The 26,239-nt window shown below is 36.7% G+C and carries 31 protein-coding genes; 9 read left to right on the plus strand and 22 right to left on the minus strand.

Translation table 11 applies throughout. The features are described 5' to 3' along the window. Window positions 1-85: 85 nt before the first annotated feature. The 4 genes from ku to FG382_RS01315 all read left to right on the plus strand — a co-directional run bounded on the left by ku (window position 86) and on the right by FG382_RS01315 (window position 3,240). Window positions 86-910: a non-homologous end joining protein Ku gene (gene ku, locus FG382_RS01300; protein WP_142537065.1), complete on the plus strand. Its 825-nt coding sequence runs from the start codon at window positions 86-88 to the stop codon at window positions 908-910. A gap of 289 nt (window positions 911-1,199) precedes the next feature. Next, window positions 1,200-1,712, plus strand: a complete 513-nt coding sequence (locus FG382_RS01305) for a DUF3231 family protein (protein ID WP_142537066.1) — start codon at window positions 1,200-1,202, stop codon at window positions 1,710-1,712. A gap of 902 nt (window positions 1,713-2,614) precedes the next feature. Further along, window positions 2,615-2,794 (plus strand): hypothetical protein, encoded by a 180-nt coding sequence (locus tag FG382_RS01310; protein WP_142537067.1) that lies wholly within the window; start codon window positions 2,615-2,617, stop codon window positions 2,792-2,794. A 323-nt stretch (window positions 2,795-3,117) separates the two neighbouring features. Further along, a complete protein-coding gene (locus FG382_RS01315) occupies window positions 3,118-3,240 on the plus strand; it encodes a YjcZ family sporulation protein (protein WP_142537068.1) in 123 nt (40 codons plus the stop codon). Between the two features lie 129 nt (window positions 3,241-3,369). Here FG382_RS01315 and FG382_RS22510 read toward each other — a convergent pair whose 3' ends face one another. From FG382_RS22510 to FG382_RS01330, 4 genes are all read right to left on the minus strand, one after another. Beyond that, complete coding sequence (locus FG382_RS22510; RefSeq protein WP_170206422.1) at window positions 3,370-3,510, minus strand: hypothetical protein; 141 nt, start codon at window positions 3,508-3,510, stop codon at window positions 3,370-3,372. 117 nt (window positions 3,511-3,627) lie between these two features. Next, window positions 3,628-4,053, minus strand: coding sequence for a hypothetical protein (locus tag FG382_RS01320; RefSeq protein WP_142537069.1), 426 nt, complete (start codon window positions 4,051-4,053; stop codon window positions 3,628-3,630). Between the two features lie 106 nt (window positions 4,054-4,159). Further along, window positions 4,160-4,411 carry a hypothetical protein gene (locus tag FG382_RS01325; protein WP_142537070.1) on the minus strand — a complete coding sequence of 84 codons (252 nt, stop codon included), beginning with the start codon at window positions 4,409-4,411 and terminating at the stop codon, window positions 4,160-4,162. A gap of 192 nt (window positions 4,412-4,603) precedes the next feature. Continuing rightward, entirely contained in the window at window positions 4,604-5,368 is a 765-nt protein-coding gene (locus FG382_RS01330; protein ID WP_142537071.1) for an alpha/beta hydrolase, read from the minus strand. 128 nt (window positions 5,369-5,496) lie between these two features. On the opposite strand from FG382_RS01330, the gene FG382_RS01335 reads away from it, so the two are divergent. Continuing rightward, complete coding sequence (locus FG382_RS01335) at window positions 5,497-6,384, plus strand: LysR family transcriptional regulator (RefSeq protein WP_142537072.1); 888 nt, start codon at window positions 5,497-5,499, stop codon at window positions 6,382-6,384. A gap of 502 nt (window positions 6,385-6,886) precedes the next feature. Here FG382_RS01335 and FG382_RS01340 read toward each other — a convergent pair. The 4 genes from FG382_RS01340 to FG382_RS01355 form a co-directional block, all read right to left on the minus strand. Further along, complete coding sequence (locus FG382_RS01340) at window positions 6,887-7,999, minus strand: conserved virulence factor C family protein (RefSeq protein ID WP_142537073.1); 1,113 nt, start codon at window positions 7,997-7,999, stop codon at window positions 6,887-6,889. Window positions 8,000-8,023: 24 nt separating this feature from the next. Beyond that, entirely contained in the window at window positions 8,024-9,904 is a 1,881-nt protein-coding gene (locus FG382_RS01345) for an ABC-F family ATP-binding cassette domain-containing protein (protein WP_142537074.1), read from the minus strand. Beyond that, entirely contained in the window at window positions 9,901-10,536 is a 636-nt protein-coding gene (locus tag FG382_RS01350; protein WP_142537075.1) for an HD domain-containing protein, read from the minus strand. Before FG382_RS01350 ends, FG382_RS01345 begins: the two co-directional genes overlap by 4 nt. An 85-nt stretch (window positions 10,537-10,621) precedes the next feature. Beyond that, window positions 10,622-12,301: a formate--tetrahydrofolate ligase gene (locus tag FG382_RS01355; RefSeq protein WP_142537076.1), complete on the minus strand. Its 1,680-nt coding sequence runs from the start codon at window positions 12,299-12,301 to the stop codon at window positions 10,622-10,624. 149 nt (window positions 12,302-12,450) lie between these two features. On the opposite strand from FG382_RS01355, the gene FG382_RS01360 reads away from it, so the two are divergent. Continuing rightward, entirely contained in the window at window positions 12,451-12,654 is a 204-nt protein-coding gene (locus FG382_RS01360) for a cold-shock protein (protein WP_142537077.1), read from the plus strand. Between the two features lie 37 nt (window positions 12,655-12,691). On the opposite strand, the gene FG382_RS01365 is transcribed toward FG382_RS01360, so the two are convergent. Further along, window positions 12,692-12,868: a zinc-finger domain-containing protein gene (locus FG382_RS01365; RefSeq protein WP_142537078.1), complete on the minus strand. Its 177-nt coding sequence runs from the start codon at window positions 12,866-12,868 to the stop codon at window positions 12,692-12,694. A gap of 109 nt (window positions 12,869-12,977) precedes the next feature. Between FG382_RS01365 and FG382_RS01370 the strand changes: the two genes are divergently transcribed. Next, on the plus strand, window positions 12,978-13,376 hold the full coding sequence (locus FG382_RS01370; RefSeq protein WP_142537079.1) for a reverse transcriptase-like protein: 399 nt from the start codon (window positions 12,978-12,980) through the stop codon (window positions 13,374-13,376). Here the strand turns inward: FG382_RS01370 and FG382_RS01375 are convergent. The 6 genes from FG382_RS01375 to FG382_RS01400 all read right to left on the minus strand — a co-directional run bounded on the left by FG382_RS01375 (window position 13,373) and on the right by FG382_RS01400 (window position 17,749). Continuing rightward, window positions 13,373-13,837, minus strand: a complete 465-nt coding sequence (locus tag FG382_RS01375) for an SRPBCC family protein (protein WP_142537080.1) — start codon at window positions 13,835-13,837, stop codon at window positions 13,373-13,375. The genes FG382_RS01370 and FG382_RS01375 overlap by 4 nt on opposite strands. A 247-nt stretch (window positions 13,838-14,084) precedes the next feature. After that, a complete protein-coding gene (locus FG382_RS01380; RefSeq protein WP_142537081.1) occupies window positions 14,085-14,285 on the minus strand; it encodes a cold-shock protein in 201 nt (66 codons plus the stop codon). Window positions 14,286-14,450: 165 nt separating this feature from the next. Further along, on the minus strand, window positions 14,451-15,272 hold the full coding sequence (gene coaW, locus FG382_RS01385) for a type II pantothenate kinase (protein ID WP_142537082.1): 822 nt from the start codon (window positions 15,270-15,272) through the stop codon (window positions 14,451-14,453). A gap of 27 nt (window positions 15,273-15,299) precedes the next feature. Beyond that, complete coding sequence (locus FG382_RS01390) at window positions 15,300-15,608, minus strand: DUF4870 domain-containing protein (protein WP_142537083.1); 309 nt, start codon at window positions 15,606-15,608, stop codon at window positions 15,300-15,302. Between the two features lie 63 nt (window positions 15,609-15,671). Next, the gene (locus tag FG382_RS01395; RefSeq protein ID WP_142537084.1) at window positions 15,672-17,183 is read right to left on the minus strand and encodes an amidohydrolase; all 1,512 of its coding nucleotides are present in this window, start codon (window positions 17,181-17,183) and stop codon (window positions 15,672-15,674) included. Further along, a complete protein-coding gene (locus FG382_RS01400) occupies window positions 17,180-17,749 on the minus strand; it encodes a DUF1836 domain-containing protein (RefSeq protein WP_142537085.1) in 570 nt (189 codons plus the stop codon). Before FG382_RS01400 ends, FG382_RS01395 begins: the two co-directional genes overlap by 4 nt. A 134-nt stretch (window positions 17,750-17,883) precedes the next feature. On the opposite strand from FG382_RS01400, the gene trhA reads away from it, so the two are divergent. Beyond that, window positions 17,884-18,531 carry a PAQR family membrane homeostasis protein TrhA gene (trhA, locus tag FG382_RS01405; RefSeq protein WP_142537086.1) on the plus strand — a complete coding sequence of 216 codons (648 nt, stop codon included), beginning with the start codon at window positions 17,884-17,886 and terminating at the stop codon, window positions 18,529-18,531. A gap of 42 nt (window positions 18,532-18,573) precedes the next feature. On the opposite strand, the gene FG382_RS01410 is transcribed toward trhA, so the two are convergent. After that, complete coding sequence (locus FG382_RS01410) at window positions 18,574-19,020, minus strand: OsmC family protein (protein WP_142537087.1); 447 nt, start codon at window positions 19,018-19,020, stop codon at window positions 18,574-18,576. An 88-nt stretch (window positions 19,021-19,108) separates the two neighbouring features. Between FG382_RS01410 and FG382_RS01415 the strand changes: the two genes are divergently transcribed. Beyond that, window positions 19,109-19,477: a hypothetical protein gene (locus tag FG382_RS01415; RefSeq protein WP_142537088.1), complete on the plus strand. Its 369-nt coding sequence runs from the start codon at window positions 19,109-19,111 to the stop codon at window positions 19,475-19,477. Window positions 19,478-19,519: 42 nt separating this feature from the next. Here the strand turns inward: FG382_RS01415 and FG382_RS01420 are convergent, their stop codons facing one another. From FG382_RS01420 to FG382_RS01445, 6 genes are all read right to left on the minus strand, one after another. Beyond that, window positions 19,520-21,064, minus strand: coding sequence for a sensor domain-containing diguanylate cyclase (locus FG382_RS01420; RefSeq protein WP_170206423.1), 1,545 nt, complete (start codon window positions 21,062-21,064; stop codon window positions 19,520-19,522). 349 nt (window positions 21,065-21,413) lie between these two features. Next, window positions 21,414-22,121, minus strand: a complete 708-nt coding sequence (locus tag FG382_RS01425; protein ID WP_142537396.1) for an ABC transporter ATP-binding protein — start codon at window positions 22,119-22,121, stop codon at window positions 21,414-21,416. Then, a complete protein-coding gene (locus tag FG382_RS01430; protein ID WP_142537090.1) occupies window positions 22,114-22,902 on the minus strand; it encodes an ABC transporter ATP-binding protein in 789 nt (262 codons plus the stop codon). Before FG382_RS01430 ends, FG382_RS01425 begins: the two co-directional genes overlap by 8 nt. After that, on the minus strand, window positions 22,892-23,842 hold the full coding sequence (locus FG382_RS01435) for a branched-chain amino acid ABC transporter permease (protein ID WP_142537091.1): 951 nt from the start codon (window positions 23,840-23,842) through the stop codon (window positions 22,892-22,894). Before FG382_RS01435 ends, FG382_RS01430 begins: the two co-directional genes overlap by 11 nt. Window positions 23,843-23,855: 13 nt before the next feature. Further along, complete coding sequence (locus FG382_RS01440; RefSeq protein ID WP_142537092.1) at window positions 23,856-24,731, minus strand: branched-chain amino acid ABC transporter permease; 876 nt, start codon at window positions 24,729-24,731, stop codon at window positions 23,856-23,858. A gap of 84 nt (window positions 24,732-24,815) precedes the next feature. Next, complete coding sequence (locus FG382_RS01445) at window positions 24,816-25,994, minus strand: ABC transporter substrate-binding protein (RefSeq protein WP_142537093.1); 1,179 nt, start codon at window positions 25,992-25,994, stop codon at window positions 24,816-24,818. Window positions 25,995-26,239 lie beyond the last annotated feature (245 nt).

Here is a 26,239-nt window from a genome sequence, read left to right on the forward strand (position 1 = left end):
AGCATTTGATGAATTCTTTAGAGTAATACATAGAACACATAAATAATTACATAATAAGAACAAAAAGAATGAGAAGGTGAAAATATTGCATACAGTTTGGAAAGGTAGCATTAGCTTTGGATTAGTAAATATCCCCATTAAACTGCACTCAGCAACAGAAAATAAAGATATTAAATTACGACAGCTTCATAAAGAGTGTCATACACCTATTAGTTATAAAAAAGTATGTGAAGGATGCGAAAAAGAAGTCAAAGAAGAGGACATTGTAAAAGCATATGAATATGCAAAAAATAAGTTTGTCGTACTCGATGACGAGGAATTAGAAGCGTTAAAGAAAGAAAACGAAGATAAAGCCGTTGAGATAATAGATTTTGTTAAACTTGAGGAGATAGACCCTATATATTTCGAACGTTCATATTTTTTGTCACCGGACACAACAGGTGGAAAAGCCTACTCCCTTTTAAGAAAAACATTAGAGCAATCTGGCAAAATAGGTGTTGCCAAAATAATAATACGATCAAAAGAACAATTAGCGGTTGTACGAGTTTATAAAGATACGCTTGTAATGGAGACAATCCATTTTCCAGATGAAGTTAGAAGTACTGCAGATGTTCCAAACATTCCAAGTGAGGAGACAGTTGTTCAAAAAGAACTCGATACAGCTCTTTTACTAGTTGATCAATTGACTACTGCATTTACACCTGAAAAATATACCGACGAATATCGTACAGCGTTGATGGAGCTAATTGAGGAGAAAAAAGCTGGTAACAATACGGTCTCCGTAAGTGATAAACAACCCCTCCCTGATAATGTAACTGACCTGATGTCGGCCCTTCAAGCTTCACTTGATAAGACAGGTAAAAAGAAAAAACCTGCTACAAGAAAGAAAAAAGTTGCAAAAACATCCTAATTAAAAAAGCGACCACCTTATTTTTATATGTACATGAAAAAGCCCCACTTCTTCAACAGTGGGGCTATAATTCATGAGATTCTGCGAAGGGATCTCACACACATAAAATTTCCCTCTAATGCGGAATTTATACTCATAATCGTAAATAACATTACTTAAAGAACTTAAAGAACATTCCCCCGAACAGTGCTTTGCTTACCATTTTCAAACCGTGTAAGGATATATATCAGCTTTTCACACATAATAATTTTGATCGAATAAATTTATTATCATGACAAGGAGTGCAATAATGGGAATTCTAAGCGGGAATCCAAAAGACGAACCTTTACACTATGGTGAAGTGTTTACTTTATGGACAAATTTAGCTACAAATAATGGTTTAATCGCTGCATATCAGACCTTTGCTAATCATACAGGCGATAAAGATTTAGAAAAGATTCTGGAAGAATCGATCCAATGTATGAAAGACGAAAATAAACAAATTGAAACTATTGTTAAAATTAATGGTATTGGACTACCACCCGCGCCTCCTGAACGTCCAGAAGCAAGAATAGAGGACATTCCTCCAGGAGCACGATTTAACGATCCTGAGATCAGTGCTGCACTTTCAATGGATAGCGCTGCCGGTTTAGTTGCATGTAGCAAAGCTATGGGTATGTCTATTAGAGAAGATATTGCATTGATGTACAGTCAGTTTCATATGAGCAGAGCACAAATAGGTGCCAAATTATTGCGCTTAAACAAGGATAAAGGATGGCTTGTCCCTCCACCACTACACTACAGCTCTCCAGAAAAAGAATAAAGTGAAACTCTTCAATCAGTCGGGGTTTCCGACGCACAGGACGTGCTAGTGCGGACGTTGCGATATGAACGTCGCGCTTTTAGTCCCCGTCATCCCCCACTGATTGTTAGTTGAGGCCCACACGATGTGGGGCTCACAGACGTGGCAAACGCTCTTTTATTTTGCGACGAGCTTTGCGCAGGAGCAACACGATGTTGCGTACTTAGTATGCGATCATCCAATCGGGCTTTTACGGGCAGTTGATCTCCCACTTATCTTTTTGCTTTCTTAAATCTTGAATTGGGAGTCTTACTGTCCGTTAATGCGGGATAAGGTGAAACTTCAAACAGTGGGGGTTATCTTCATCCCCCACTGTTTGTTTGTTGTGTCCCACACGATGTGGGTCACACAGACGTTGCAACACGATGTTGCGTACTTAGTCTGGGATCATTTCATCGGGCTTTTACGGGCAGTTGATCTCCCACTTATCTTTTTGCTTTCTTAAATCTTGAAATGGGAGTCTTACTGCCCGTTAATGCGGGATAAGGTGAAACTTCAAACAGTGGGGGTTATCTTCATCCCCCACTGTTTGTTAGTTGTGTCCCACACGATGTGGGTCACACAGACGTTGCAACACGATGTTGCGTACTTAGTCTGGGATCATTTCATCGGGCTTTTACGGGCAGATGATCTCCCACTTATCTTTTTGCTTTCTTAAATCTTGAATTGGGACTCTTACTGTCCGTAATGCGGGATAAAAATTATTTGGGCAAGCTAACGTTAGTTGCCCTTTTAATATGAATTCACCATTTTTATCACTTTAGCAGACGAAATTTGGGATATACCTCACTCAAAATGTCATATAGTTAATTGAATAAAAAAATTATAATAAGTTAATGCTTAGAAAAAAGAAGGAGAAAAAGATGACAAAATTAGAGTTAACCATAAATGATTTTTATGCCGAAACCCTTAACGAAATAGTACAACAATTCAATGAACTAGTCCCTGCACATGCCTCTTATTCATATTCAGTGCAAGATGTTATTGAGTTGTTAATCATTAAAGAATATGTCAATTACGAAACAATAATTAGAAGACCTTGAAAAGGGTCTATTTTTTTGCGTTTTTTTGTTCTTCAAACGACACTTAATAATTGAAATACGTATTATTATGATATAACTTCATTTCATATATTATTTCTTTGAACTCGCATCCCTATCGAATGGATTTCATCCATTTCTCAGGGGCATCTGCCCCGGTGCTTTTTCAAACGATGAATAAGCTACTTTATAACTGAAGAGCACGTCACACCACTTTTAGCTGTGTCTCCAGTTGTTTTAAACGATCTACTTAAAACTAAAAATGAATCGGATTACCTTTAGAGTTGTTATAAAAGGTATTGTCCCAAATATAGGGGGTGTTCGGAATGGGAGAAGCGGTTAACGGCGGCGGCGGTTATGGAAATGGTGCAGGATTCGCTTTACTAGTGGTTCTATTTATTCTTTTGATTATTATTGGTGCAAGTTTCTTAGGTAACGGTTATTACTAATTACAATGGGCTTTGCACTAAAATTTTCATTATAATCTAAGACAGGTTTTTAACCTGTCTTTCGTTTTTTAGCATAAATAAAAACACCGTTCTTATTGGAACGATGTTCATATAATTATATATCTTTTCTTATTGACTGTTATCTTCTTGCTGCTCTGAAGGTTCTTCGCTTGGATCTGGCTCATCTTCATCCACACCATCGCAGCCGAACAACAAACCAACCGATAAAAAACCCGTCAATAGAGCAAAAATATATCTTTTATGCTTCATCCTATTAATCCCTCCACTCCGTATTTGTTCCTATTACTTTGCCCTGTTTCTTTCAAAATATTTATGAAATATTTATTTATCAACTCCGGCTAAGAAGTAATGGAGATAGGACAAGCATTACTTAAACAATTCCTTATAAGCTAAAGCCTTTAGCGCAAGCATCTCTTCGTCTGTTAATTTACTTTCAAACTGATTATAAAGTGCTTGCTTTTCTTCTGCGTTCATCCCGTTTTTGGCTTTTGCTTGGATCTCTTGCAATTCGCTTATATTAAATTTTTTAAGCAATACCCTCGTAGCTTCTTCTTTTGTTTGGAATGGTAGCTGACTACTATCTACATTTTTGCCTTCTTCTATAAATGCCTGTAATTGTGGGTCATTCTTTATTTCTTGTTTTATATTTTCCAATTGACCACTATCTTCAAGTTCAACCGTTACTTTTTCCATTACTTGATCTGCGATTAGTTTAGGTACAAAATAGTATGCGGCAATGCCAATAATTCCAATTATGACAATGAAACCAAAAAGTACTTTCAATAACTTCAACCTTTTTCCTCCTTCGACTGAATTATTATAGGATGGACTATAGTTATTGTACACATAGAAAAAGCACCTTCCAAGATGCTTTTAGTCATTTCCGTATTATTCGCCTTTATATAGTTTTACTACTTTTTAGTTTGTATTCAGATATTTTATAATCGACAAACGCTCCAATGACTCCAAGAGGAAGTCCACCAGCAGATATAGAAAGTAATACAGTAAACAAACTGAGAGTGTCCATCTTATAAAACAATAATAAAAGAACGGAGAGCGTTCCTAATATGGTGAACAAAATGGAAAAGTAGTAGGTGATATGTATTTCATTTTTTATATTCGCTTTTTTTTCGATTATTTCCTCACTCATATTACTCCTCCGTTCATCATAGCATCCCTTATCCTTCTTATTATTTACTTATTACTCATTATTTAAACGCATTTAACGTAAAAAGTAGTTTGAAAATTAAATCAAATAGAAAGAAAAAAACATCATTCAAATATAAGGAATGATGTTTCTAATATATGATAGGCTTCCATAATGGTTAATAAGCTGCATTGTTTACACAACAGCACGAACATCTTCTGTCCAGTCTAGTTGGTTTAAAAATGCATAGACGTCTTCGCATACTTTATCTTTTTCTTTTCCTGTTGTAATAATATGCCCAGATTCTTCATACCAAATAATTTCTTTCGTATCCGTTTCGACTTGTTCTAAGATAAATGATGCACTTTCTTTATAAATAACCCCATCTAAAGCGCCTTGTAAAACAAGAGTCGGAGAAGAAATCGCTGGTAAATCCGTACAAGCGTCTTCGATGAAAGATTGTACTTCACTTAAAGAATCCAAAGGACTATCCTTTAACGCTTCCAGTTCTTGAATAATGACTTCTCTAGATTTTCCTTCAAAGGATTTATACACTTTAGCATAATTGTATAGACGGTCAAACAAACCATCTGTATTGCTGCGTTTAATCGGAGCACACATAGAGACGATAGCTTTGACAGGAAATTCTTCTGCTATTTTCAACGAAAAAACGCCCCCTAAAGAAATACCTGCTACTGCTATTTCTTTATAACCTTGATTTTTTAAATAATTGTATCCATCTAGAACATCTTGCCACCACTGTGCAGGCGTTGTTTGTAATAATGCCTCAGGTGCTTCGCCATGTCCACGGTACATCGGCGCATGACAAGTGAATCCTCTCTTGTGTAAATACTCCCCTAATCGTTTTACATCTTTCGTACTTCCCGTGAATCCATGCAGTAAAAGGACAGCTCGATTTCCCCCTACAAATGTAAAAGATTTAGGCGCGACTAGTTTCATTTTAATATCCCCTTTAGTGTGATAGCTTATTGATTCTTATCCTATCATTGACTATCCATAAAGTATAATTTATTATTTTTATAAATAAGATGCACAAAAGGTATCAATTGAATGAGGAGATGTTTCGAATGGAATGGCAACGACTAGAATATTTTCAAACGCTCGCAAATGTTCAACATATGACACGGGCCGCTGAACTATTGTCCATATCACAACCGGCATTAAGCCGCTCCATTGCAAGTTTAGAAGAAGAAATTGGGGTTCCTCTTTTTGATCGTCAAGGTCGCTCCATTATTCTAAATCGATATGGAACAATGTTTTTAGAAAGGGTTAACAGAATTATGAGTGAAATGAGCGATGGATTAAATGATATTCAGCAGTTAATTGATCCAGAGCAAGGAGAAATAACCCTTGGCTTTTTACATACGCTTGGAACGAGTACAGTTCCAAATATTATTCGTGCATTTCATTACAAATATCCCCATATAACATTTCAATTTAAACAAAACCATACGCACACTTTATTAAAACAGCTTAAATCAGGGGAATTGGATCTTTGCTTAGTTGCATCTATTGACTATGAAAAGCCAATTGACTGGATAGAATTATGGCGTGATGAGTTATTTGTTATTGTTCCCATCCATCATCCTCTCGCAAATCGAAAAAGCATTTCAATAAATGAACTAATTCACGAGTCTTTTATTTCCATGAAAAAAGGATATGCACTACGTAAAACAACGGATAGTATATTTTCTAATACGAACTTATTGCCGAATATTGCATTTGAAGGGGACGAAGTAGCTACTGTTGCAGGTTTTGTATCCGCAGGTCTCGGTTTTTCGATATTACCAGATGGGGAGGAAATAAATCCGCGGAAAATTGCTAAACTACGAATTGAGGACATGGTATGTGAACGGGTAATTGGTATGGCTCGGGTGGAGAATCGCTATTTATCGCCTGCCGCGACTAATTTTCAACAATTCATTTTCGACTATTTTTTCAAAGAGAAGAAGTAATATAACATTATCGAGTCAAGTGATTGGCTTCTCACTCCAAGTAAACTTGCTATTTTAAAGGATGGTTGCTTTCAACAGCAAATTGGTTGCTCTTATTAGTAGTTTGGTTGCTTTACAGACAGAATTGTTTGCCTTCAGTAACTGATTGGTTGCCCTTATCCATTAACTGGATAATTATGTAGCTAGATGCTTCCTGTTATAGGAGATAGCGCATGAGAGTTATCGGATTCTCACAACTTGAATAAACGTATTCACACCTCTAAATCTTCTAAAGTTTTCTAACCAACAAAAAAAGCCTCACTCTTCAACGTGAGGCTTATATATTTAGCGATTGTGTAAGAAATTCGAAGGGAGATCTTCTAACAGGTTACCAGGCCTGTTTTCTTACGTCTCTAGAATAACATGGATTTTTGAAAGTTCCATGCTTAAATGTTGCATATAGAACATGTATTAACCATGAGTGGAAATACTTGCACGAAGAGGAAAAACCACTTGAAGCTTATTATTTTCGTGCTTCACTCATTTGCTTCCAAACAGATCCTTTTGCTTCTTCTCCGTCTTCAATACGCGCGATTGCCATACGAATTTGAAGCTTCACTTCATATTCTTTATCCTCCATCGCTTCTTTCAAGGCAGGAAGTGCATCTGTTTCACCTACTTCATAGAAGTACATAGCTGCTCTCCAACGAACGAGTTTGTTTTTATCGAATAAGGCAACCTTCATCGCATCTGCAAATTGTTCAAAGCCTAAATCACTCATTGCGTCTCCAGCTGTTCGTCGTACAGCACCACTTTTATCCTTTAATGCTATTTCTAAATAAGGAATGACTGCTTCATTTTCTATTAGTCCAAGGTATACAGTCGCTAGACGACGAATGGATACTTGTTCGTCCTCCACTGCTTTTGCTAAGATTGGCAGATCTTCTAATTCAGGGTTGATCAAATTATTCAGTAATTGAAATCGTTTTTCCCAATCACTTACTTCAAATTGTTCTAACGTAAAAGGAACGCGTACTGCCGCCTTTTCTTCCTCATTTTTATCTTTTTCTTCGATTAGCTGCTGCAGTTTGCTTTCCGGGAAAGTCGCTTCTAATTCTTTTACTAGTTGTTCTCCAATTTCTTTTTGATCGCCGTATCGAACGCCATAGTCTACCCATTTACGAAGCATAATATAGTTTTCTTTGTCACCCTCCATCGCTTCATCTAAAGCTTTGGTAAAACGGTCGGATAAGCCAAAACGGGATTCAGATTCGCTATCAAACACTTTAACCTGAAGTGGAATCCCTTTATATTGTTGTACATGTACATAAACCTCTCCGTAATGATCCAGTGGCTGTTCACTCGTTTGTTCTTGATTGTCAGCTCCGAACACATTTTCTACAGAAGCTAAAATAGATTCCCAGCTAAATTTAGCAATACGCTCAATCGCTAGGAAGTCTGCTACATGATAGACTCCTTTTACACCTTCAATTGCAAATAGGTCTTTGATTTCTTTTGGCGCATCCTGGATATTGTCTTTTTTATAATTATGGCTTTTACCGAATGGTAGCTCCTGATCGATAACTACCTTCATCGTATTCGGACTTGGTGTTGGTTCAATTGTAACTATTTTCATCATTTATACCTCCAATAAATATGATTAGGAAGAAGCGATATCTTCTAAATAAGACCATCTCTCTATTAATTGTTCATATGTGCTGTTGGCTTGTTCTAATTTATCCGTTAATTCCTGCAGTAACATAAAATCAGAGCCTGTATTTACTATCTTTTCTTCTAATTCTGCAATCAGCTGCTCCGTTTTTTCTATTTCTTCGCCAATAGTGTCCCACTCTCGCTGCTCTTTATAGGACATTTTCTTTTTCTCTTTTACCACTTTGACAGGAGGCTCTTCTTTTTTTTCTTCCACTATTTCGATTGGAGTTGCTTTGGCAACTTCCAAATAATCGGAATAAACGCCTAACCACTCATTGACAGAACCATCGCCATTTAATATCCAAAGCTTTTTCGCGATACGATCTAGGAAAAATCGGTCATGGGAAATCGTCACAATGACTCCCGGGAAAGTCTCCATAAAGTCTTCCAAAACAGATAATGTTTGAATGTCTAAGTCATTGGTCGGCTCATCCATAAACAGAACATTCGGCTGTTCCATCAGCATTTTCAACAACACTAATCTTTTTTTCTCTCCACCAGAAAGTTTACCAATCTGTGTGCCATGCGTATTTAAAGGGAATAAAAATCGTTCTAGCATTTGCGCTGCCGAAAATTTTTCTCCAGAGCCCGTCTCGATTAAATTCGAAGATTCTCGTACATATTCTATCATTCTTGTCTGTTCATCTAGCTTTGGTAGCTGCTGAGAAAAGTGCATAAGTTTAACGGTGGAGCCTACAATTATTTCCCCAGAATCCATCGGAATTTCTCTTGCTAGCATTTTAAGTAAAGTACTCTTCCCCACACCATTAGGTCCAACAATTCCAATACGATCCCCAGCTTGTAGTAAAAATGAAAAATCTTCTACAATTATCTTAGAGTCAAATTTTTTAGAAATATTTACGCCTTCCAATACTTGTTTACCAAGTCTAGTTGTCGCAATTTCTAAATCTAAATTTTGAGTAGAATTATTACGATCAATTTTTGAATCTATTTCTTCAAACCGATCTTTTCTAGCCTTTTGTTTGGTCGATCTTGCTTTTGCACCTCTTCGAATCCATTTCAGTTCATTGCGATATAGATTTTGTAGTTTTTGTTGCGATGCAGCATTCATTTCTTCTCGTAATGCTTTCGATTCTAAATAATCCGCATAATTTCCAGTATGTGTGTAAAGTGTTTTATCCGCCAATTCGTATATATGTGTTGCTACTGCATCTAAAAAATAGCGATCATGTGTAACAAAAATAATAGAACCTTCTACTCGTTGAAGCATTTCTTGTAACCAATCGGTGGATTCTTTGTCCAAATGGTTCGTAGGCTCGTCTAGAAGAAGTAAATCTGCTGGCTCTATTAAAACTTTAGCAAGTGCTACTCTTTTTTGTTGTCCACCAGATAAATGCAAAATGGACTCCTCATATTGAGTAATTCCTAATTTTGTCAGCGCCGTTTTTGCAAGTGCATTGACGTCCCATGCTTGGAGATCATCCATTTTTTGCTGGAGATCCATTAATTTATTTTGACGTTCAGTGGAATTAGGTTCTTCCATTAAGGCAAGTAAGGCTTCTTCATATTCTCGGTTAATTTTAAGAATAGGAGAATCTCCACTAAATACGGTTTGCAAGACAGTTTCATCTTTATCAAATACTGGCTGTTGCTCTAAATACGCAATTCGATATTTGTTTGGATGATCACGATTGATGGAATCCGCTTCTAGTTGGCCAGCAATTATTGATAGGAATGTAGACTTACCAGTACCGTTGATGCCTATCAAACCAGCTCTATTATGATGGTTTATCGTAAAGCTAATATTTTCAAACAGCGTTTTTTCTCCGACTGTTTTTGTTAAGTTTGAAATGATTAAATGACTCATATTTGTTCCCCTGTTTCTTTTCTTAAGTTTTGCAAAAATAATTCCATGAATGCATGTCTTTCTTTTGCAAGTTCTTTTCCTTTTTCCGTTAGCATTCCATCAGCAAGCTTTAAGAGTTTTTCATAAAAATGCGTAACAGATGCTGTTTCTTTTGAACGATATTCTTCTATAGACATATTATCTCTAGGCGTTTCATCCGAATCGTATAACTTTCTACCTTTTGCTCCGCCATATGCAAATGTACGTGCAATTCCTACTGCTCCGATTGCATCTAAACGGTCCGCATCTCGAACGATTTGAGCTTCTATCGAATCCGCGGCTGTTTCGTTTCCTCCATTAAAAGAAATGGATTTTATCAACGTTTTAAGTTGAATTACTCTTTCCGTCGGTAAAGAAAGTTGCTTTATAATTCTATCTTCTTCCTGTTTTTCTTCCACTGTAGCATATTTTGGATCACTAACATCATGTAATAGTACCGCTAACTCGATTATTTCCAAATCAGCAGTAGGTTCAGATGCCGCTATTTCAAACGCGTTTTTGCGTACTCGTTCTATATGTTGAAAGTCATGACTCGCATCAAAATGCTTGTAAACTTCTTTCACCAATTGTTCGCACTTATGTATTGGATTCATTGTTTATTCTCCTTAAGAGTTCTTCTCTTTTACATTATAACGAATAAAACAAAAAAAGACTGCTAATGTGCAGTCTTTTAATTTGTTAGAATAATCCTACCGCTTGTCCATCTTCCGAAACGTCCATTTTCAAAGCAGCTGGCTTTTTAGGTAATCCTGGCATTGTCATAATATCTCCGGTTAGACAAACAAGAAATCCAGCACCGAGCTTCGGAATAACTTCTCGAACAGTAATAGTAAAGTCGGTTGGGCGTCCTAATAATTTTGGTTGATCGGACAGTGAGTACTGTGTTTTCGCCATGCAAATTGGAAGAGCGTCCCAGCCGTATGCAGTTATTTGATCGATTTGTTTTTTAGCAGCATCTGTAAAAACAACATCTTTCCCACCATACACCTGTTGTACAATTGTTCGTACTTTTTGTTCAATCGTATCTGAAAGACTATACAAAGGTGCAAAACTTTTGGGCTTTTCTAGTTCTCTTAAAACTAATTTTGCAAGTTCGACTCCACCTGCTCCTCCTCTTTCCCAAACTTCGGTTAAAGCAATGGAGATATTTCTTTCTTCACACCATGCTAATAATGCTTTTGTTTCAGCTGCTGTATCAGCAGAAAATTTATTCAAAGCAACGACAGGCTCAATACCAAATGCTCGAATCGTCTCTATATGCTTTTCTAAGTTCTTTGTTCCTTCCAGTAGTGCATTTACATCCTCTTCCTTTAGCAATTCTTTCGGTGTTCCACCTTGCATTTTAAGCGCTCGAATTGTTGCAACGATAACAACTGCGTCAGGTGCTATGTTCCCTTGTCGTGATTTAATATGCATAAATTTTTCTGCGCCTAAATCTGCGCCAAATCCTGCTTCAGTCACAACGACATCCGCTAGGTTCATCGCTGTTTTTGTAGCGATAATTGAGTTACATCCATGTGCAATATTCGCAAATGGACCGCCATGTATAATCGCAGGCGTCCCTTCAATTGTTTGCACTAAGTTTGGTTTAACTGCTTCCTTTAATAATAAAGTAAGTGCACCTTCTACTCCTAAAACACGCACAGTAATTGGTTCTTTTGCATATGTATAACCGATAACGATTTGCGCTAATCGTTCCTTTAAATCTCCTAAATCCTTAGCCAAACAAAGAATCGCCATGATTTCAGATGCAACCGTAATATCAAACCCATCCTCGCGAGGAATTCCTTGCGCGGGTCCACCTAGACCAATCGTAATATGGCGAAGCGCACGATCATTCATATCAAGCACTCGTTTCCAAATAATTCTTCTTGGATCGATTTGCAATTCATTTCCTTGGTGGATATGGTTATCAATCATTGCTGCTAAGGCATTATTTGCCGTCGTAATCGCGTGCAAATCACCATTGAAATGTAGGTTTATTTCTTCCATAGGTAAAACTTGTGCGTAGCCGCCGCCAGTTGCACCGCCTTTTACACCCATTACTGGTCCTAAAGATGGTTCACGAAGGGCTACTACAACAGACTTACCGATTTTCTTCATGGCATCAGCTAATCCAACGGTTACAGTAGATTTTCCTTCTCCTGCTGCTGTCGGGCTTATCGCAGTTACAAGTACAACTTTACCTAATTTTGTTTTGGTTGCTATTTTTGTGGGATCAATTTTAGCCTTATAGTTACCGTATTGCTCTAAGGCTTCTTCTGGAATTCCTATTTTATCCGAAATTTGGCGAATTGGTTGCATTTTGGCATTTTTGGCTATACTCAAATCGGATAGCGGATCTACTTTAATATTCATCTGTATCCCAACCTTTTTTCTTTTATTATACGTCGAATTAGTGGGACAAAACAGTTAAAATTCGACATATTATTGACGATAGTTGTCATTTACTATATAGTATATTTATCCATTATCAGAATTTTTAATGGACCGAGGGAGGAACGTTTATGCAACAAGGGAAAGTGAAATGGTTTAATAATGAAAAAGGCTATGGATTTATCGAGTATAATGATGGAGAAGATGTATTTGTCCATTTTACAGGTATTCAAGGCGATGGATTTCGGGCACTCGAAGAAGGACAAGACGTTACGTTCGAAATTGTGGAAGGAAATCGAGGACCTCAAGCTGCAAACGTTATTAAAAATAGTTAGAAACGGTTCTTCCCGCGACAAATAGTCGTGGGTTTTTTTACTGAAGTTTTTCTCCCTTTTGCTTGATCTCTTCTCCGACCGTACAGCTATGAATGCAAAATTGGTGTGCGATGGACTTTCCTTTATCCTTTCTAAGCTGCGTACGCACAAAGCAACCATCACAATACTTTTGCATAATAAGGTCAATTTCATTTATAATTTGGGTATTTTTCATTGGTTTACGCTCCTCGCTACCTTCGTAATTGTACTATTATGTTTCTTTTTTTTGCAAGTATGCTATAAGTAATTCAGACTACAAAAAACAATATTTAAAGGGGATTGACATGTTAGAAGTTTATATCGATGGCTCAACTACTGGAAATCCAGGCCCAAGTGGAATCGGCATTTTCATAAAAGGGGAAGGACATCATTTAAAATTTAGCGAGTTCATCGGGCAATACTCGAATCATACAACCGAATTTATCGCGCTACTCAGAGGGTTAGAAGAAGCACAAAAATTGTCTCCTATGATCGTCTCTGTTCGAACAGATTCTCAAATCGTATTAGCTGCTGTTGAAAAGCGCTATACTAAAAATGCAGAGTTTGCAGCTATATTAGAAAAAATTTTAGCAATTAGCGATACCTTCGATTTATTTTTCATTAAATGGATTCCTGATGACCAAAACAAAGCTGCTCACGCGCTAGCTAGACAAGCCGTATTAAAACAACTGCCGAAAAGTTAATCGGCAGTTGTTTTGTATGCATTTTCAATGGTGTCTTTTGTGCGGTTCATAAAGTTCACAATCACTTCATCACTTCCAAATAACTGAAAGAGACTGAGCAGTGGATTTTTTGGTTTATTTAGTGATGTGTAGATAAACTTCGTCGTTTTATTATCTACTCTTTGTAATTCATAGTCAATAGTCATCCGAAAACGATCGTTCAATACAAAGCTTTCCTGAATCATTTTATTATCCAATTCGTCCACAAACTTCTGAATGGTTATTTCATATTGTTCCGTCAACGAACCGTTTTGATACGTTTGATGAATAACAGATCCCACTACTTGCTCCGTACTTTCTAAAATTGCCTCTTCTACTACTTTTGGAAAAATCATTTTCTTTTTTTCCACATCGCCATAAAAAAAGGACCAAGCAAATTCAATCGGAACGTTTAGTTCAACTTCTTTTTTCCACTTTTTCATTTATTCTGCTCCTAAAACTTAAATAGTATTGTTAAATTATAGCATGAAAAAAAGCCGATCATATACACCTTTTAGGATTCTGCTCGCAAAAGCTTTAGAAGGATATGATCTACTTGGTAAGCGTTATCCTTATACATTGTCATATCATATACTTTAAAAAGGTTACCCACTTGTCATAGTAGTGAAATTTTCTATAAATAAAAAAACAGACTCCCCGAAGAGAGTCTGTTAAAGTTTAGGTTTAAAATTAAGCTTTTACTACGTTAGTAGTTTGAAGACCACGTTGGCCTTGCTCGATTTCAAAAGTTACTTCTTGACCTTCGTCAAGAGATTTGAAACCTTCGCTTTGGATAGCTGAGAAGTGTACGAATACGTCGTCTCCGCCTTCGCGCTCGATGAATCCGAATCCTTTTTCTGAGTTAAACCATTTTACTTTACCTTGTTCCATGTTTGTTTCCTCCTCGTGTGCAATTTGACGCACACATTTTGTTACTATCCTTGCTCAACACTGTTAAGTAAAAGTGTTGCCACCTACTAACTAACCGAACAAAAATAATCCTCTTTAAATATAGCACGCTCTTTCCAATAATGCAACAGATATACATAATTCTTTTTAATTATTTTCCAATAATGCACCAATCGCTCCGCTATAGCCGTGTTTTTCCAGAAATATCGGTTTTTTCTCTTTTAAGATGGTATAAGATTCAATTATTTTTTGGAGTAATTCATTTCCTTCTAATGTGGAACCAATATAAATAATATCTTCTACTTGGTGTGCGTCTGCTGCTTGAATACATAGTGTAGCAACTACTTCTCCTATAATCCCCTGCACTCCAGCTAACATGTCCGTGCTGTTTCTTGTATCGTGTGTCTTTAAAGCTACCCCGCCAAAATTACTTGCGGTTAAAGAACCTTTAAGAGGCAGTTTATTGTTTTGATATATGTCACTCACTAAAATATCTACAGAAGATCTATTTCCCATTTTCGATTGTTCGATTATATCTTTGTAATTTTGAATTCCTGTTAAAGCGGAGCCTAAGCCTAGAAGGGTTCCTCCTCCTATGCCGGTTCCTCCGATGCGACTATGTGTTTCTCCTTGCATAATATGTATAGAGGTACCTGTACCTATATTCGCAATAATTGCGGCTTCACTATTTATAACTTCCTCTTTTAGTTGATGCATAACTCCATTCATCGTAGCATCAAATTCCACTATGTAAGGGATTTCATTAATCGAAGTAAGATATTCTTTTAGCTGTGCCGCGCGACCACCAGTGAGGCAGATAGAAGCTAACGAGTGGTTTGTCTCAAGCCATTCCTTTACTGCTTTAAAGTCGGATGAAGGAAAACTCTGAAAGGACATTTCTTTTTTTTCATCCCAATAAGCTATTTTCGTTAACGTTCCACCTGCATCAATACCTATTCTAGTAGCCATACTAATTCCCCTTTTATATTGAGAGACTCATTTAATCCAAGATCCTACAATCGGATAGTTAAACTTATCTCCATTAATAGCTTTAATTATTCCGATTATTGGAACAACAAATGCCATTATACCAAAAATAATGAGCATCGGGATACCTATTAAAAAAATAATTAGGAATACAGAGACAGTGATTAAAAAGTACATCACAAGCTGAAATAGCACCGCTTGTATAGAAAGCTTTTTAACCTCGTCATCATCTACAACCAAGTACAAAATGAACGGGACTAGAAATGGAGCAAACCAAGTACTCGCATGTAGAAGAATTTTTAAACCAGTATTTTGCATGCAAAATCGAACTCCTTTCTTCTTTTTCTTATTTACGACAGAAAGCGACAAAAAGTTTCATTTTTATCTTTTAAAAACAATTTCACCGTTCACAATTGTTTGCAACACTTGGGACGTAGCAAATGTCTGCTTTGTTAACGCTTGATCTACAATTGTAAAATCAGCATCATAGCCACCCATAATTTTCCCACGGATATGCTCCATACCAATTGCCTTTGCACTTCCAGAGGTAAATAACGAAATCGCTTCAAAAGCGGTCAGTTCTTGATGTGGTAAGTAAATATTATTAGTGGCTGCATCCATCCCAAGTAACGGATCAGCAAGCTCGATCGGTGAGTCGGAGCCTCCTGAGCAATCAAAGCCCTTTTCCACTAACGTTTTCCAAGCATATGCCCAAGTTAAACGTTCTTCTCCTAAACGATCTACGACCCATGGGAAATCGGATGGCACAAACATTGGTTGAATATCTAAGACTACTGGTAAGTTAGCCATTCTGTTCACTAACTCTTCTGTAAGTACATTTACATGAATAAGTCTGTCTTTTTTACCGACTGGCACAGGATACTTTTCGATTAGATCTAATATTATTTCTACAGCTTTATCACCAATGACATGTACTGCAATATTCTCATCATGTTTTCTTGCTAGCTTTACGAGATTCTCTAATTTTTCCTGATTGTGGACAGCAACTCCTTTAACCCCGGGAGAATCTGAATAATCTTCTGATAGTAATGCTGTATGTCCTCCAAGTGACCCATCGATAAATATTTTCATCGCACCAAATTCTATAAATTCTGTTGGTTCTTCTCCTTGCATTTGCTCAAACACTTCGTGGTGGCGAAGCAAATGCGTTCGAAAACTGGATTCTATTGTACGACGATACGCTTCAAGTGGGACAGTGTATGGACCATAATAGGCCATATCCTCTGTGTGTACCCCTGTTAGTCCTTTTGACTGTAAGTCGGCGACACTTGCTTTAATGACTTCTTCTAAGTACTCTATAGTAACAGCAGGAATATGAGAAGTAATTAATTGTTGAGCTTCATCATAGAATAGTCCGTTTAAATTGCCGTGCTCATCTTTTCCGATAATACCGCCAATAGGGTTCGGTGTGTCCTTTGTAACTCCTGCTAACTCCATCGCTTTCGAATTTGCAACTAGCACGTGTCTACAGATTCTTTTTAAGACGACAGGAGTTTCTTTCATTTCATCTAAATCGTTGCAAGTGATAGGACGACCTTCTACTAATTTGTTATCATTCCAACCTTCCGCTACATACCAATCTCCTTTTTTCACATGTTCGGTTACTGCAGACACGATTGTTTGTATAGAAGTAAACGTGGATAAATCTAAATACGCTAGTTTTTCTCCATGACCAATTAAATGAATATGGCTATCCACAAAACCGGGGTACATAGTAGCCCCCTGTAATGAATTTACTTGATCTGCTAGTTGTACTAATTGATCTTTCTGTCCTGTTTGAATAATCTTCCCATTTTCCACCAATACCGCTTCTACTGTTTCCCCTTCTGCATCCATCGTAAAAATAAGACCATCTGTCCAAAGTGTTTTCATTTTTTAGGCTCCTTTTTATTCGTGATTAAGTCATCCACTAATAGTTCTGCTGCTTTTCTATATGCATTGCTCATATTGGCAAGAGAATTGATAAACAATAAGTGTTTCAATTCCTCATCCATATCAAATTGATCAATTTCCTTTTCATGAGCTTTTATTTCTTCTAAAAAACTTTGCGCATTGCTTTGCTGCAAGGCGACTGAATACGAATAAAAATCCTCTAAATTGAAGTTTTCACTCATTATTTTTTCATTGATTGGATCCATTGTGGTCTTTATATCATTAATAGATAGGGCACCCTTCAATTGATAGATTAAACTTATTAACATAAGGTGCTGCTTGGAATATTTTTTGTTTTTTATTGGGATAAATAATTTTCCTTTTGCATAGTTATTGATCATCGTTTTGGTTAATACCTTTTCCTCATCGTTTCGTAAAGTTGGACCAAATTTAGAATCAAACAATTGAATAACCTGATCCATATAAAGATCGATATCTGGTATTTCTTCCGCATGAATAGTAGCTTCAAGTCCAAGTCTATTGATGAGTTCATCTGATTTGTTCATGTTAAATTCCTCCGATACTAGCTTGTTATTATCGTATCTCAAAAATAGTTTTCAGTAAACATTGACTATTTATTGATATGAGTATATTATATTAAGTAGTTATTGAAACTACATAATGTCATGGGGGTATTCTAATGGAGAAGTATATAAGAGAACCATTTAACGGATTATCACATCTTTTTGGGGCAATACTTGGTGTTTTTGCTTTAATCGCCATGATTATGAAAGGTATTGCACTAGAAGCATCAGGTTTAACAATTACCGCACTTGTTCTATTTGGAGTGAGCATGATATTATTGTACGCTTCGTCGGCCACCTATCATATGGTTATCGCTAAGGATCATGTAATTCATCAGTTACGACGATTGGATCATTCAATGATCTATTTATTGATAGCAGGGACCTATGCCCCGTTTTGTTTAATCGCTTTAAAAGGTACTACTGGTTATACGTTATTCAGTATTATCTCCATAATGGCGGTTAGTGGGATATTGTTTAAGATGATATGGTTCAACTGTCCAAGATGGATTTCTACCGCTTTATATATTGGAATGGGATGGATTATTGTTATTTTGGCTTCTCCACTCGCGGGAGTACTCGGGACACAAGGTCTCTTTTTTCTAATACTAGGTGGAATTTTTTATACGATCGGTGGGGTTATTTACGGTATCAAGCCTAATATCCCTTTTATTAAAAAGTTAGGATTCCATGAAATTTTTCATATTTTCATCTTACTTGGGACAATTAGTCACTTTATCTGCGTATTTGTCTACGTGATTTAACATAAAAACGCCCTTTTGCACACAAGAAAAGGGCGTTTTTGATTATTTTTTTGTATAAACGGTAATAGTTGGCTCTAGTTTTATTTCTACATTTCCTTGTATTGCACGACTAATCATGCAAGAAGTTTCTGCTTTTTTTGCTAGTTTCTCAGTCAATGCCAGGTCCTTTTCATGCTCAATAACTATCACTGGACGATGAATAATTTTTTTATATGTAAATACGCCATTGGAGACATCTACGACTGCAGTTGACTCCATATCTAGTGCATGCTTAACAATTTTACTACGTTCCAGCATTGCCGCAAGCGTAATAATATAACAAGTAGCAGCTGCTCCTAATAACATTTCGTCTGGATTTGTTCCAATTCCGGGTCCATCCATTTCTACTGGTATCGACACTTTTGTATGTAAATGTTCTGCCTGAATTTCTCCGACATCATTTCTGTTGCCTGGCCAATTTGCTTTTAGATGGAAATAATGTTCAGCCAATTCTATCATTCCTTTCTTGTATTTATTCAGTAGTTGGAAAAACAATCGATTTCCAGTATGATTAGAAAAGAGAAAGAAGGGATCCCTCTTGCTAAAAAGTCACAATAAGATTGCTGGTATTATGATTGTTTCATCGATGTTTTTACTTATTTTAGGTGTAAGATACATACTAGGTCAAGATTTAGTTATTATGAACTTCGTCGCTTTTGCTGCATTTTCAGTTGCTGTCGGGGTAATAGCAGCTGCCTTGTTAATGTATAAATTACATAAAGGGTTTTATATTTTCACGATAGGTCTTGTCATTGGATTCTTTGAGTTGTTTCGTTCATTTCTTGCTGGAACAGAAGAATTTGGTGATCTTGTTGGTATTCTTTCACTATTTATCTTTACTTCCTTTGGTTTAGTTATAGGACTGATGGTAGAAGGTATTTTGTATATAATAAAAAAGAACAAGTAAAAAAGAAGTTTTTCCGCCATATTAGCGAGAAAAACTTCTTTTTTAAGGAGAAATAATGATTCTATTTCTTCCTTCAGATTTTGCTACATACAATGCCTCATCAACTCGATTAAAGAGTTCATTCACGCTCTCTCTATTTGCTTTATACTCTCCAACACCTGCAGATATCGTTATCTTTCTATTTTGCGAAAGGATGCTAGCTTCTATTTCCTTACGTAGTTTTTCTGCTAGATTATACGTGTCGTCCAAAGTGCCGTTAGGTGATATAATCACAAACTCTTCTCCACCAAGTCGGACACAAACATCCTTTTCTGAAACAACAGACATCATCTTGTTCGCCAAAAATTGTAACGTCTCATCCCCTGTTTGATGGCCATATTCATCATTCACGCATTTAAAATGATCGATATCAATACTAATAATAGAAAAAGAGGTGTGTTGTTCCAATAAGTCAGCAAAGTATAACGCTGAATATCTTCTGTTTTTCAAACCAGTAAGTGGATCTGTTAATGACTGATGCTTAAAGTTCGCAACCTCTTCCTCTTGTAGCTTTCGGTAATTAGCAATTGTTTCAGTCAGTTGTTTTGCTTCGAAATACCATGTAGAAACCTTCCCACTCACCCCCGGTACACCTTCAAAGCGCGAATTCATCGTTGATAGCGCCAAGTTTTTCAAAGGTGAAGCAAGTTTTTCTGACAATAAATAGGCTAACAAGAAAAATAGAATAACAAATGGTAATGAGTAAAAAAACATTTTTGTAATAATTCCATTTATAGGCTCTAGACTACTCTTATAAGGAGTTTGTGAAACAACGCCCCACTTACTTTCAGGTATATATGAATAGCCAGCCAATACATGTTCACCTAGTGTATTATATATTTCTAGTGCTCCATTTTTTCTGTTCAATAAACTTTGAACCACCTTATTCTCCCGAACGCTTTCTCCAATTCTTACTATGTTAGGATGATAGATTAATGTTCCCTCTTCATCAACTACGAAAACATAGGAACCATCTTGACTAAAATGTTCCGCTAAAATGCTTTGAATGAAATTATCTTCTTGCAAATAAATCGAACCATTTAACATCCCCAGGTATGTACCCGAATCATCAAATAATGGTGTGGACACAAGTATTAATAGCCGCCCTGTTACAGCTTTATACGGCTTTGTAATAATTTTTTCTTTTTTACGCAGAGCTTCTTCCACTCCCGGGGAGTCTATTTTCTCACCCGCAATACCTACGTTCGGAGAGGTTGCTATCGCGATACTATCACTTCCAATTACAGAAAGTGAATTAAAGTTTTTACCGCTTATTAATAATTGGTTTAAAATTTTAGTTAATTCTTCAGGGTTATCGATATGTCCAATTACATCAGGTTTTCTCGCTTCAAGATTCGCTTCCATTGCTTTAAAAACTTCTTGAGACAATTTCCCTAGTTTCAGTGCATACATTTCATTTTGCTCTAATGATTTTTCAATCAAACTTTTTTTCGTTACTAGATAACTAGAAAAAAGGGAACTACTTAAAATGGCTATCATTGTAAAAGTAGTCAGTGTAAGTATCCAAAATTTAAGTGTTTTGTTCATTTTATTTTCCCCTTCAAAAAGCATTCCAAATCATTATAGCATTTGAACTACCGTTTCCCTTCACAATTAATACTTTTACAATTAAAAAATTATTGGATTGTAGCGAAGGGGTGGCGACTCCGGCGGGAACAGTACGAGCTGAAAGCCCCGCAGGAGCGGGAGCTCCGAGGAGATTGAAGCCGTGCCCGCGGAAAGCGTCCACCCTATAGCGGTAATCCCAGCGGACACTTTATTCAACTCACTACCGCGCAGTTCCCCTATACTATTAGACAAGCCATAGAGCTTATAATCTCCTAAACCATAAAAAAACTTTCACCAAGTTACTAGAACTTAGTGAAAGTTTCGTTGACTAATGGCCACCTAAATATGCTTGACGTACTTCTTCACTTGCTTGTAAATCTTTTGCGGGCCCCGACAGAACAACTCTACCAGTTTCGATTACATAGCCACGACTTGCTACAGAAAGCGCCATATTTGCGTTTTGTTCGACCAATAAAACGGTTGTGCCATCTCGATTAATATCTTCAATTACTTGGAAGATTGTTTTAACCATTAAAGGAGCTAACCCCATGGATGGTTCATCTAGTAAAACTAGTTTGGGCTTCGCCATAATAGCACGACCCATTGCGAGCATTTGTTGCTCTCCACCGGAAAGTGTACCTGAAAGTTGTTTTTTACGTTCTAATAGTCTTGGGAAAATCTCATACACTTTTTGCATATCACTATGGATTCCCGCTTTATCCTTTCGTAAAAACGCACCTAATTCTAAGTTTTCTTCTACTGTAAGATTGGCGAATACACGACGTCCTTCTGGAACATGTGAAATTCCTGACTTTACAATCGTTTGCGCTTGTTTACCCGAGATAGATTTATTAAGAAATTCTATTTTTCCTTTTTTCGGTTTTAGTAGTCCCGACAAAGTTTTCAACAATGTACTTTTCCCAGCACCGTTTGCACCAATTAAAGTTACAATTTCTCCTTCATTTACTTCAATTGATACATCTTTAAGCGCTTGAATGTTCCCATAAAACACATCTATATTTTCTACTTTAAGCATTGACATCGTGAACTTCCTCCCCTAAATAAGCCTCAATAACCTTAGGATGGTTTCGAATCACTTCAGGTGATCCTTCCGCAAGAAGCTGGCCATGGTCGAGTACATAAATTCGTTCACAAACACCCATGACTAAATTCATATCGTGTTCGATTAGTAAAATGGTCAAATCAAACTTATTACGAATAAACGCGATTAAGTCCATTAAATCTTTTGTTTCTTGCGGGTTCATCCCAGCTGCCGGTTCATCTAATAAAAGAAGTTTTGGATTGGCTGCTAATGCACGAGCGATTTCTAATCTTCTTTGCTGTCCATACGGTAAATTCTTTGCTAGCTCATCCTTATACTTGTCTAAACTAAAAATCTTCAGGAATTCTATCGATTTTTCTTCCATTTCTTTTTCACCAGAAAAATGGGAAGGTAGTCTTAAAATAGAACTTATAATAGAATGCTTAGCAATGGAGTGATACGCAACTTTTACGTTATCTAAAACAGAAAGTTCATTAAAAAGGCGGATATTTTGGAATGTTCGGCTAACCCCTTTTCTAGTTACCTTGAAAGGAGGTAACCCATTAATCCGTTCACCATTAAAAAGAATATCTCCTTCAGTAGGAACATAAACTCCAGTTAACAAGTTAAAACTAGTCGTTTTCCCAGCACCATTTGGACCAATCAGACCAACTAATTCTCCCTGATTTAATACCATGTTTAAGTTTTGGACAGCCTTTAAACCACCAAACTGAATACCGGTATTTTTTACTTCTAGTAAAGGCTTATTTTTCATGTTGACCGCCTCCTTTTGGCGTTCTCCAAAGTTTGAAGTAATCTGTAATTTCCATTGTACCCATTAATCCCTTAGGTCTATATAACATTACGATAATTAATACAAGACTATAGATAATCATTCGAGTTTCAGGATATCCTTGAAGATAGGTAGAGACTATCGTCAAAAGAATTGCTGAAAGAACAGCACCAGATAGACTTCCAAGACCACCTAGAACAACGAATATAAGAATATCAAAAGACTTTAAAAAGCCGAATTGACTTGGTTGGATAATATAAAAGTTATGGGAAAATAAGGCACCTGCCACTCCTGCAAAGAATGAACCGATGGCAAATGCGATGACTTTATAATACGTAGTATTTATCCCCATCGCATCCGAAGCGATTTCATTTTCCCTTACGGAGATAGCCGCTAAACCATGTCTCGAGTTGGTAAAATTGACGATAACTACAAGGGTAATAACGAGACAAACAAACGCATATGTCCAAGTAGTTAAGTGAGAAACTTGCATCCCAGCAGCGCCGCCTACAGCATCAATATTTAAGAACACAATTCGAATGATCTCTGCAAATCCAAGTGTTGCAATTGCCAAGTAATCCCCTTTTAATCTTAAACTTGGAATTCCTACAATTAGTCCAGCTAATGCTGCAACAACCCCACCTACAATTATCGCTACGGCAAATGGTAATTGTAATTTCATCGTTATGATTGCGGATACGTATGCACCTACAGCTAAAAATCCAGCATGACCAATAGAAAATTGACCTGTAATCCCAATAACCAAATGTAGGCTAACTGCTAAAATAATGTTAATGGCGATAAGTATGAGCGTATTAGAATAAAATTGATTCATCATCTCAGTTGAAATTAGGACTTGGATGACTACATACACCAATACAGCTAATAAGATAAATGGCCAAAACTGTTTAGACTTTTTCATCTCTATTCACCACCTACACTTTCTCCCGTGTATTTTTGCCAAAGATGCCAGAAGGTCTGAAAATCAGAATCAAGATAAGGATAATAAATGCCGCGGCGTCTCTCCATAAAGAGAAGCCTAGAGCACTAACAATCGTTTCTACAACTCCAAGTACCAGACCGCCAACCATTGCTCCAGGAATTATCCCAATTCCTCCAAGAACCGCGGCAACAAATGCTTTCAATCCTGGAATAACACCCATCAAAGGATCAATCTTTGTGTAATACACTCCAAAAATTACACCAGCAGCACCTGCTAAAGCAGAACCAATAGCAAATGTTGCAGAAATCGTATTATCTACATTAATCCCCATAAGCTTCGCAGCTTCAACATCATGTGATACAGCACGCATCGCTTTTCCTGTTTTCGTTTTATGTACGATAAATTGTAGCAAGATCATAAGAACGACAGAAACAGAAAGAATTAATACAGATTGTATACTGATTTGAGCTCCTAAAATACTAAATGTTTTGTTGGAGAAAATATTTGGATATGCTTCTGGTTGAGCTCCACGTATATAAATTACGCCGTATTCTATTAATAAAGATACACCAATCGCTGTTATAAGAGCTGCAATCCGTGTAGCACTACGTAAACGTTTATATGCAATACGTTCGATAATTACTCCAAATAAGGCACAAGCTACCATAGAAATGATTAGCGCAGGGAAAAATCCTAGTCCAAAAACAGTAATCGAGTAAAAACCGATAAACGAGCCTACCATAAACACGTCACCATGTGCAAAGTTGATTAATTTAATAATGCCATACACCATCGTGTAACCGAGGGCGATTAACGCGTATATACTTCCGAGTGAAATACCGTTAATCAATTGTTGTATCCATTCCATGAAGTTTCACTCCCTTATGCATTTATTTTCTTTTTAAATACAGAAAAGGAGGGATATCAATCCCTCCCATTTTACGGCTTTATCTTAAGGATTAACTTTTGTATTAAATACTTGTTTTCCATCTACGAATTCTAAGATTGTAGCCGATTTAACTGGATGATGGTTTTCATCCACCGAGTATAAACCTGTTACTAGATCTAGATTATCTGTAGCTTTTAAAGCATCCTTAATTTTTGTTCCATCTGTAGAACCTGCACGCTCAATTGCATCTTTCAATAAGTAAACTGTGTCATATCCAAGTGCATTAAATGAGTTCGGTGATTTTCCGTATTTGTCATTAAACTTATCTGCAAATTCTTTTGCTTTTCCATCTGGATCTTCTGCAGAATAGTGATTAATAACAAATGTGTTGTTTAATGCCTCTGCTCCGGCTAAATCAACGATAGTTGGTGAATCCCATCCATCAGCACCCATTAAAGGAACTGTAATTCCTAGTTCACGAGCTTGTTTAACGATCAATCCAACTTCTTCATAATAACCAGGAATAAAGATAAATTCTGGATTTGCTCCTTTAATACGAGTTAACGTAGATCTGAAATCTGTATCTTTTGCTACATAAGATTCTTTTTGTACGATTGTACCGCCAGCAGCTTCAAAGTCTTTAATAAAGGAAGCAGCAAGACCTTTTGCATAGTCACTCGCGTTGTCCGAATATACTGCTGCAGTTTTTACTTTCAATTCATTCGTAGCAAAGTTTGCAGCTACAGTTCCTTGGAATGGATCAATGAATGATGTACGGAATGCATATTCATTAACAGAACCATTATCCGCAACCGTTACAGTTGGACTAGTTCCTGATGGTGTAATCATTGGAGTTTTGCTGTCATTAGCAATCTGTACTTGCGCTACAGAGTTACCGCTTGTTGCAGGTCCAATAATCGCAGCTACTTTATCCTGACTTGTTAATTTGATCGCGGCACTTGTTGATTCAGCAGCATCCGACTTATTGTCTACCGTTACTAATTTAATTTGTTTCCCATCAATACCACCAGCGGCATTGATTTCTTCTACTGCTAAATTAAACCCGTCGTTTTGAGATGATCCATATGATGCTACTGGACCAGATAGTTCAAGGTTGACACCAATTTTAATTTCGTCTCCTCCCTTAGAACTACTACCTTCTTCTCCCGCTCCACATCCTGCTAGTATTCCAACTAGTAGAGAAGAAGCAAGAAATAATGAAGCAAACTTTGATTTCTTCATTTTATTTAACCTCCTGTTTTGTTAGATAATTCTGAATTTATAAGTCATACTTCTTAACTTTTATTTTTTAATAAGTAAACGCTCAGAATCTATCAATTTATTCGTATGAACAATCTCATTGTAAAACAAAGTATTTATTCAGTCTACAACAATTTTTCTCCCAGTTCTAAAATTTCAGAAATTACATTAGAATAATATTTTATAAGTATTTATAAACCCTTATAGATATTAGGTTTTCAATATAG

It is taken from the genome of Psychrobacillus lasiicapitis (genome assembly GCF_006861795.1).
GTDB classification, from domain to species: Bacteria; Bacillota; Bacilli; order Bacillales_A; family Planococcaceae; genus Psychrobacillus; species Psychrobacillus lasiicapitis.

Coding starts and splice junctions, on each gene's coding strand:
- FG382_RS01315 (WP_142537068.1), top strand. CDS start 3,118: ATGGGAGAAGCGGTTAACGGCGGCGGCGGTTATGGAAATGGTGCAGGA.
- FG382_RS01440 (WP_142537092.1), bottom strand. CDS start 24,731: ATGGAATGGATACAACAATTGATTAACGGTATTTCACTCGGAAGTATA.
- FG382_RS01400 (WP_142537085.1), bottom strand. CDS start 17,749: ATGAACAAATCAGATGAACTCATCAATAGACTTGGACTTGAAGCTACT.
- FG382_RS01365 (WP_142537078.1), bottom strand. CDS start 12,868: ATGAAAAATACCCAAATTATAAATGAAATTGACCTTATTATGCAAAAG.
- FG382_RS01420 (WP_170206423.1), bottom strand. CDS start 21,064: ATGAACAAAACACTTAAATTTTGGATACTTACACTGACTACTTTTACA.
- FG382_RS01435 (WP_142537091.1), bottom strand. CDS start 23,842: ATGAAAAAGTCTAAACAGTTTTGGCCATTTATCTTATTAGCTGTATTG.
- FG382_RS01370 (WP_142537079.1), top strand. CDS start 12,978: ATGTTAGAAGTTTATATCGATGGCTCAACTACTGGAAATCCAGGCCCA.
- FG382_RS01355 (WP_142537076.1), bottom strand. CDS start 12,301: ATGAATATTAAAGTAGATCCGCTATCCGATTTGAGTATAGCCAAAAAT.
- FG382_RS01330 (WP_142537071.1), bottom strand. CDS start 5,368: ATGAAACTAGTCGCGCCTAAATCTTTTACATTTGTAGGGGGAAATCGA.
- FG382_RS01430 (WP_142537090.1), bottom strand. CDS start 22,902: ATGAAAAATAAGCCTTTACTAGAAGTAAAAAATACCGGTATTCAGTTT.
- coaW (WP_142537082.1), bottom strand. CDS start 15,272: ATGGCTACTAGAATAGGTATTGATGCAGGTGGAACGTTAACGAAAATA.
- FG382_RS01340 (WP_142537073.1), bottom strand. CDS start 7,999: ATGAAAATAGTTACAATTGAACCAACACCAAGTCCGAATACGATGAAG.
- FG382_RS01360 (WP_142537077.1), top strand. CDS start 12,451: ATGCAACAAGGGAAAGTGAAATGGTTTAATAATGAAAAAGGCTATGGA.
- FG382_RS01380 (WP_142537081.1), bottom strand. CDS start 14,285: ATGGAACAAGGTAAAGTAAAATGGTTTAACTCAGAAAAAGGATTCGGA.
- FG382_RS01425 (WP_142537396.1), bottom strand. CDS start 22,121: ATGCTTAAAGTAGAAAATATAGATGTGTTTTATGGGAACATTCAAGCG.
- FG382_RS01310 (WP_142537067.1), top strand. CDS start 2,615: ATGACAAAATTAGAGTTAACCATAAATGATTTTTATGCCGAAACCCTT.
- FG382_RS01325 (WP_142537070.1), bottom strand. CDS start 4,411: ATGAGTGAGGAAATAATCGAAAAAAAAGCGAATATAAAAAATGAAATA.
- FG382_RS01335 (WP_142537072.1), top strand. CDS start 5,497: ATGGAATGGCAACGACTAGAATATTTTCAAACGCTCGCAAATGTTCAA.
- FG382_RS01390 (WP_142537083.1), bottom strand. CDS start 15,608: ATGCAAAATACTGGTTTAAAAATTCTTCTACATGCGAGTACTTGGTTT.
- FG382_RS01395 (WP_142537084.1), bottom strand. CDS start 17,183: ATGAAAACACTTTGGACAGATGGTCTTATTTTTACGATGGATGCAGAA.
- FG382_RS01350 (WP_142537075.1), bottom strand. CDS start 10,536: ATGAATCCAATACATAAGTGCGAACAATTGGTGAAAGAAGTTTACAAG.
- FG382_RS01445 (WP_142537093.1), bottom strand. CDS start 25,994: ATGAAGAAATCAAAGTTTGCTTCATTATTTCTTGCTTCTTCTCTACTA.
- FG382_RS01375 (WP_142537080.1), bottom strand. CDS start 13,837: ATGAAAAAGTGGAAAAAAGAAGTTGAACTAAACGTTCCGATTGAATTT.
- trhA (WP_142537086.1), top strand. CDS start 17,884: ATGGAGAAGTATATAAGAGAACCATTTAACGGATTATCACATCTTTTT.
- FG382_RS01305 (WP_142537066.1), top strand. CDS start 1,200: ATGGGAATTCTAAGCGGGAATCCAAAAGACGAACCTTTACACTATGGT.
- FG382_RS01345 (WP_142537074.1), bottom strand. CDS start 9,904: ATGAGTCATTTAATCATTTCAAACTTAACAAAAACAGTCGGAGAAAAA.
- FG382_RS22510 (WP_170206422.1), bottom strand. CDS start 3,510: ATGAAGCATAAAAGATATATTTTTGCTCTATTGACGGGTTTTTTATCG.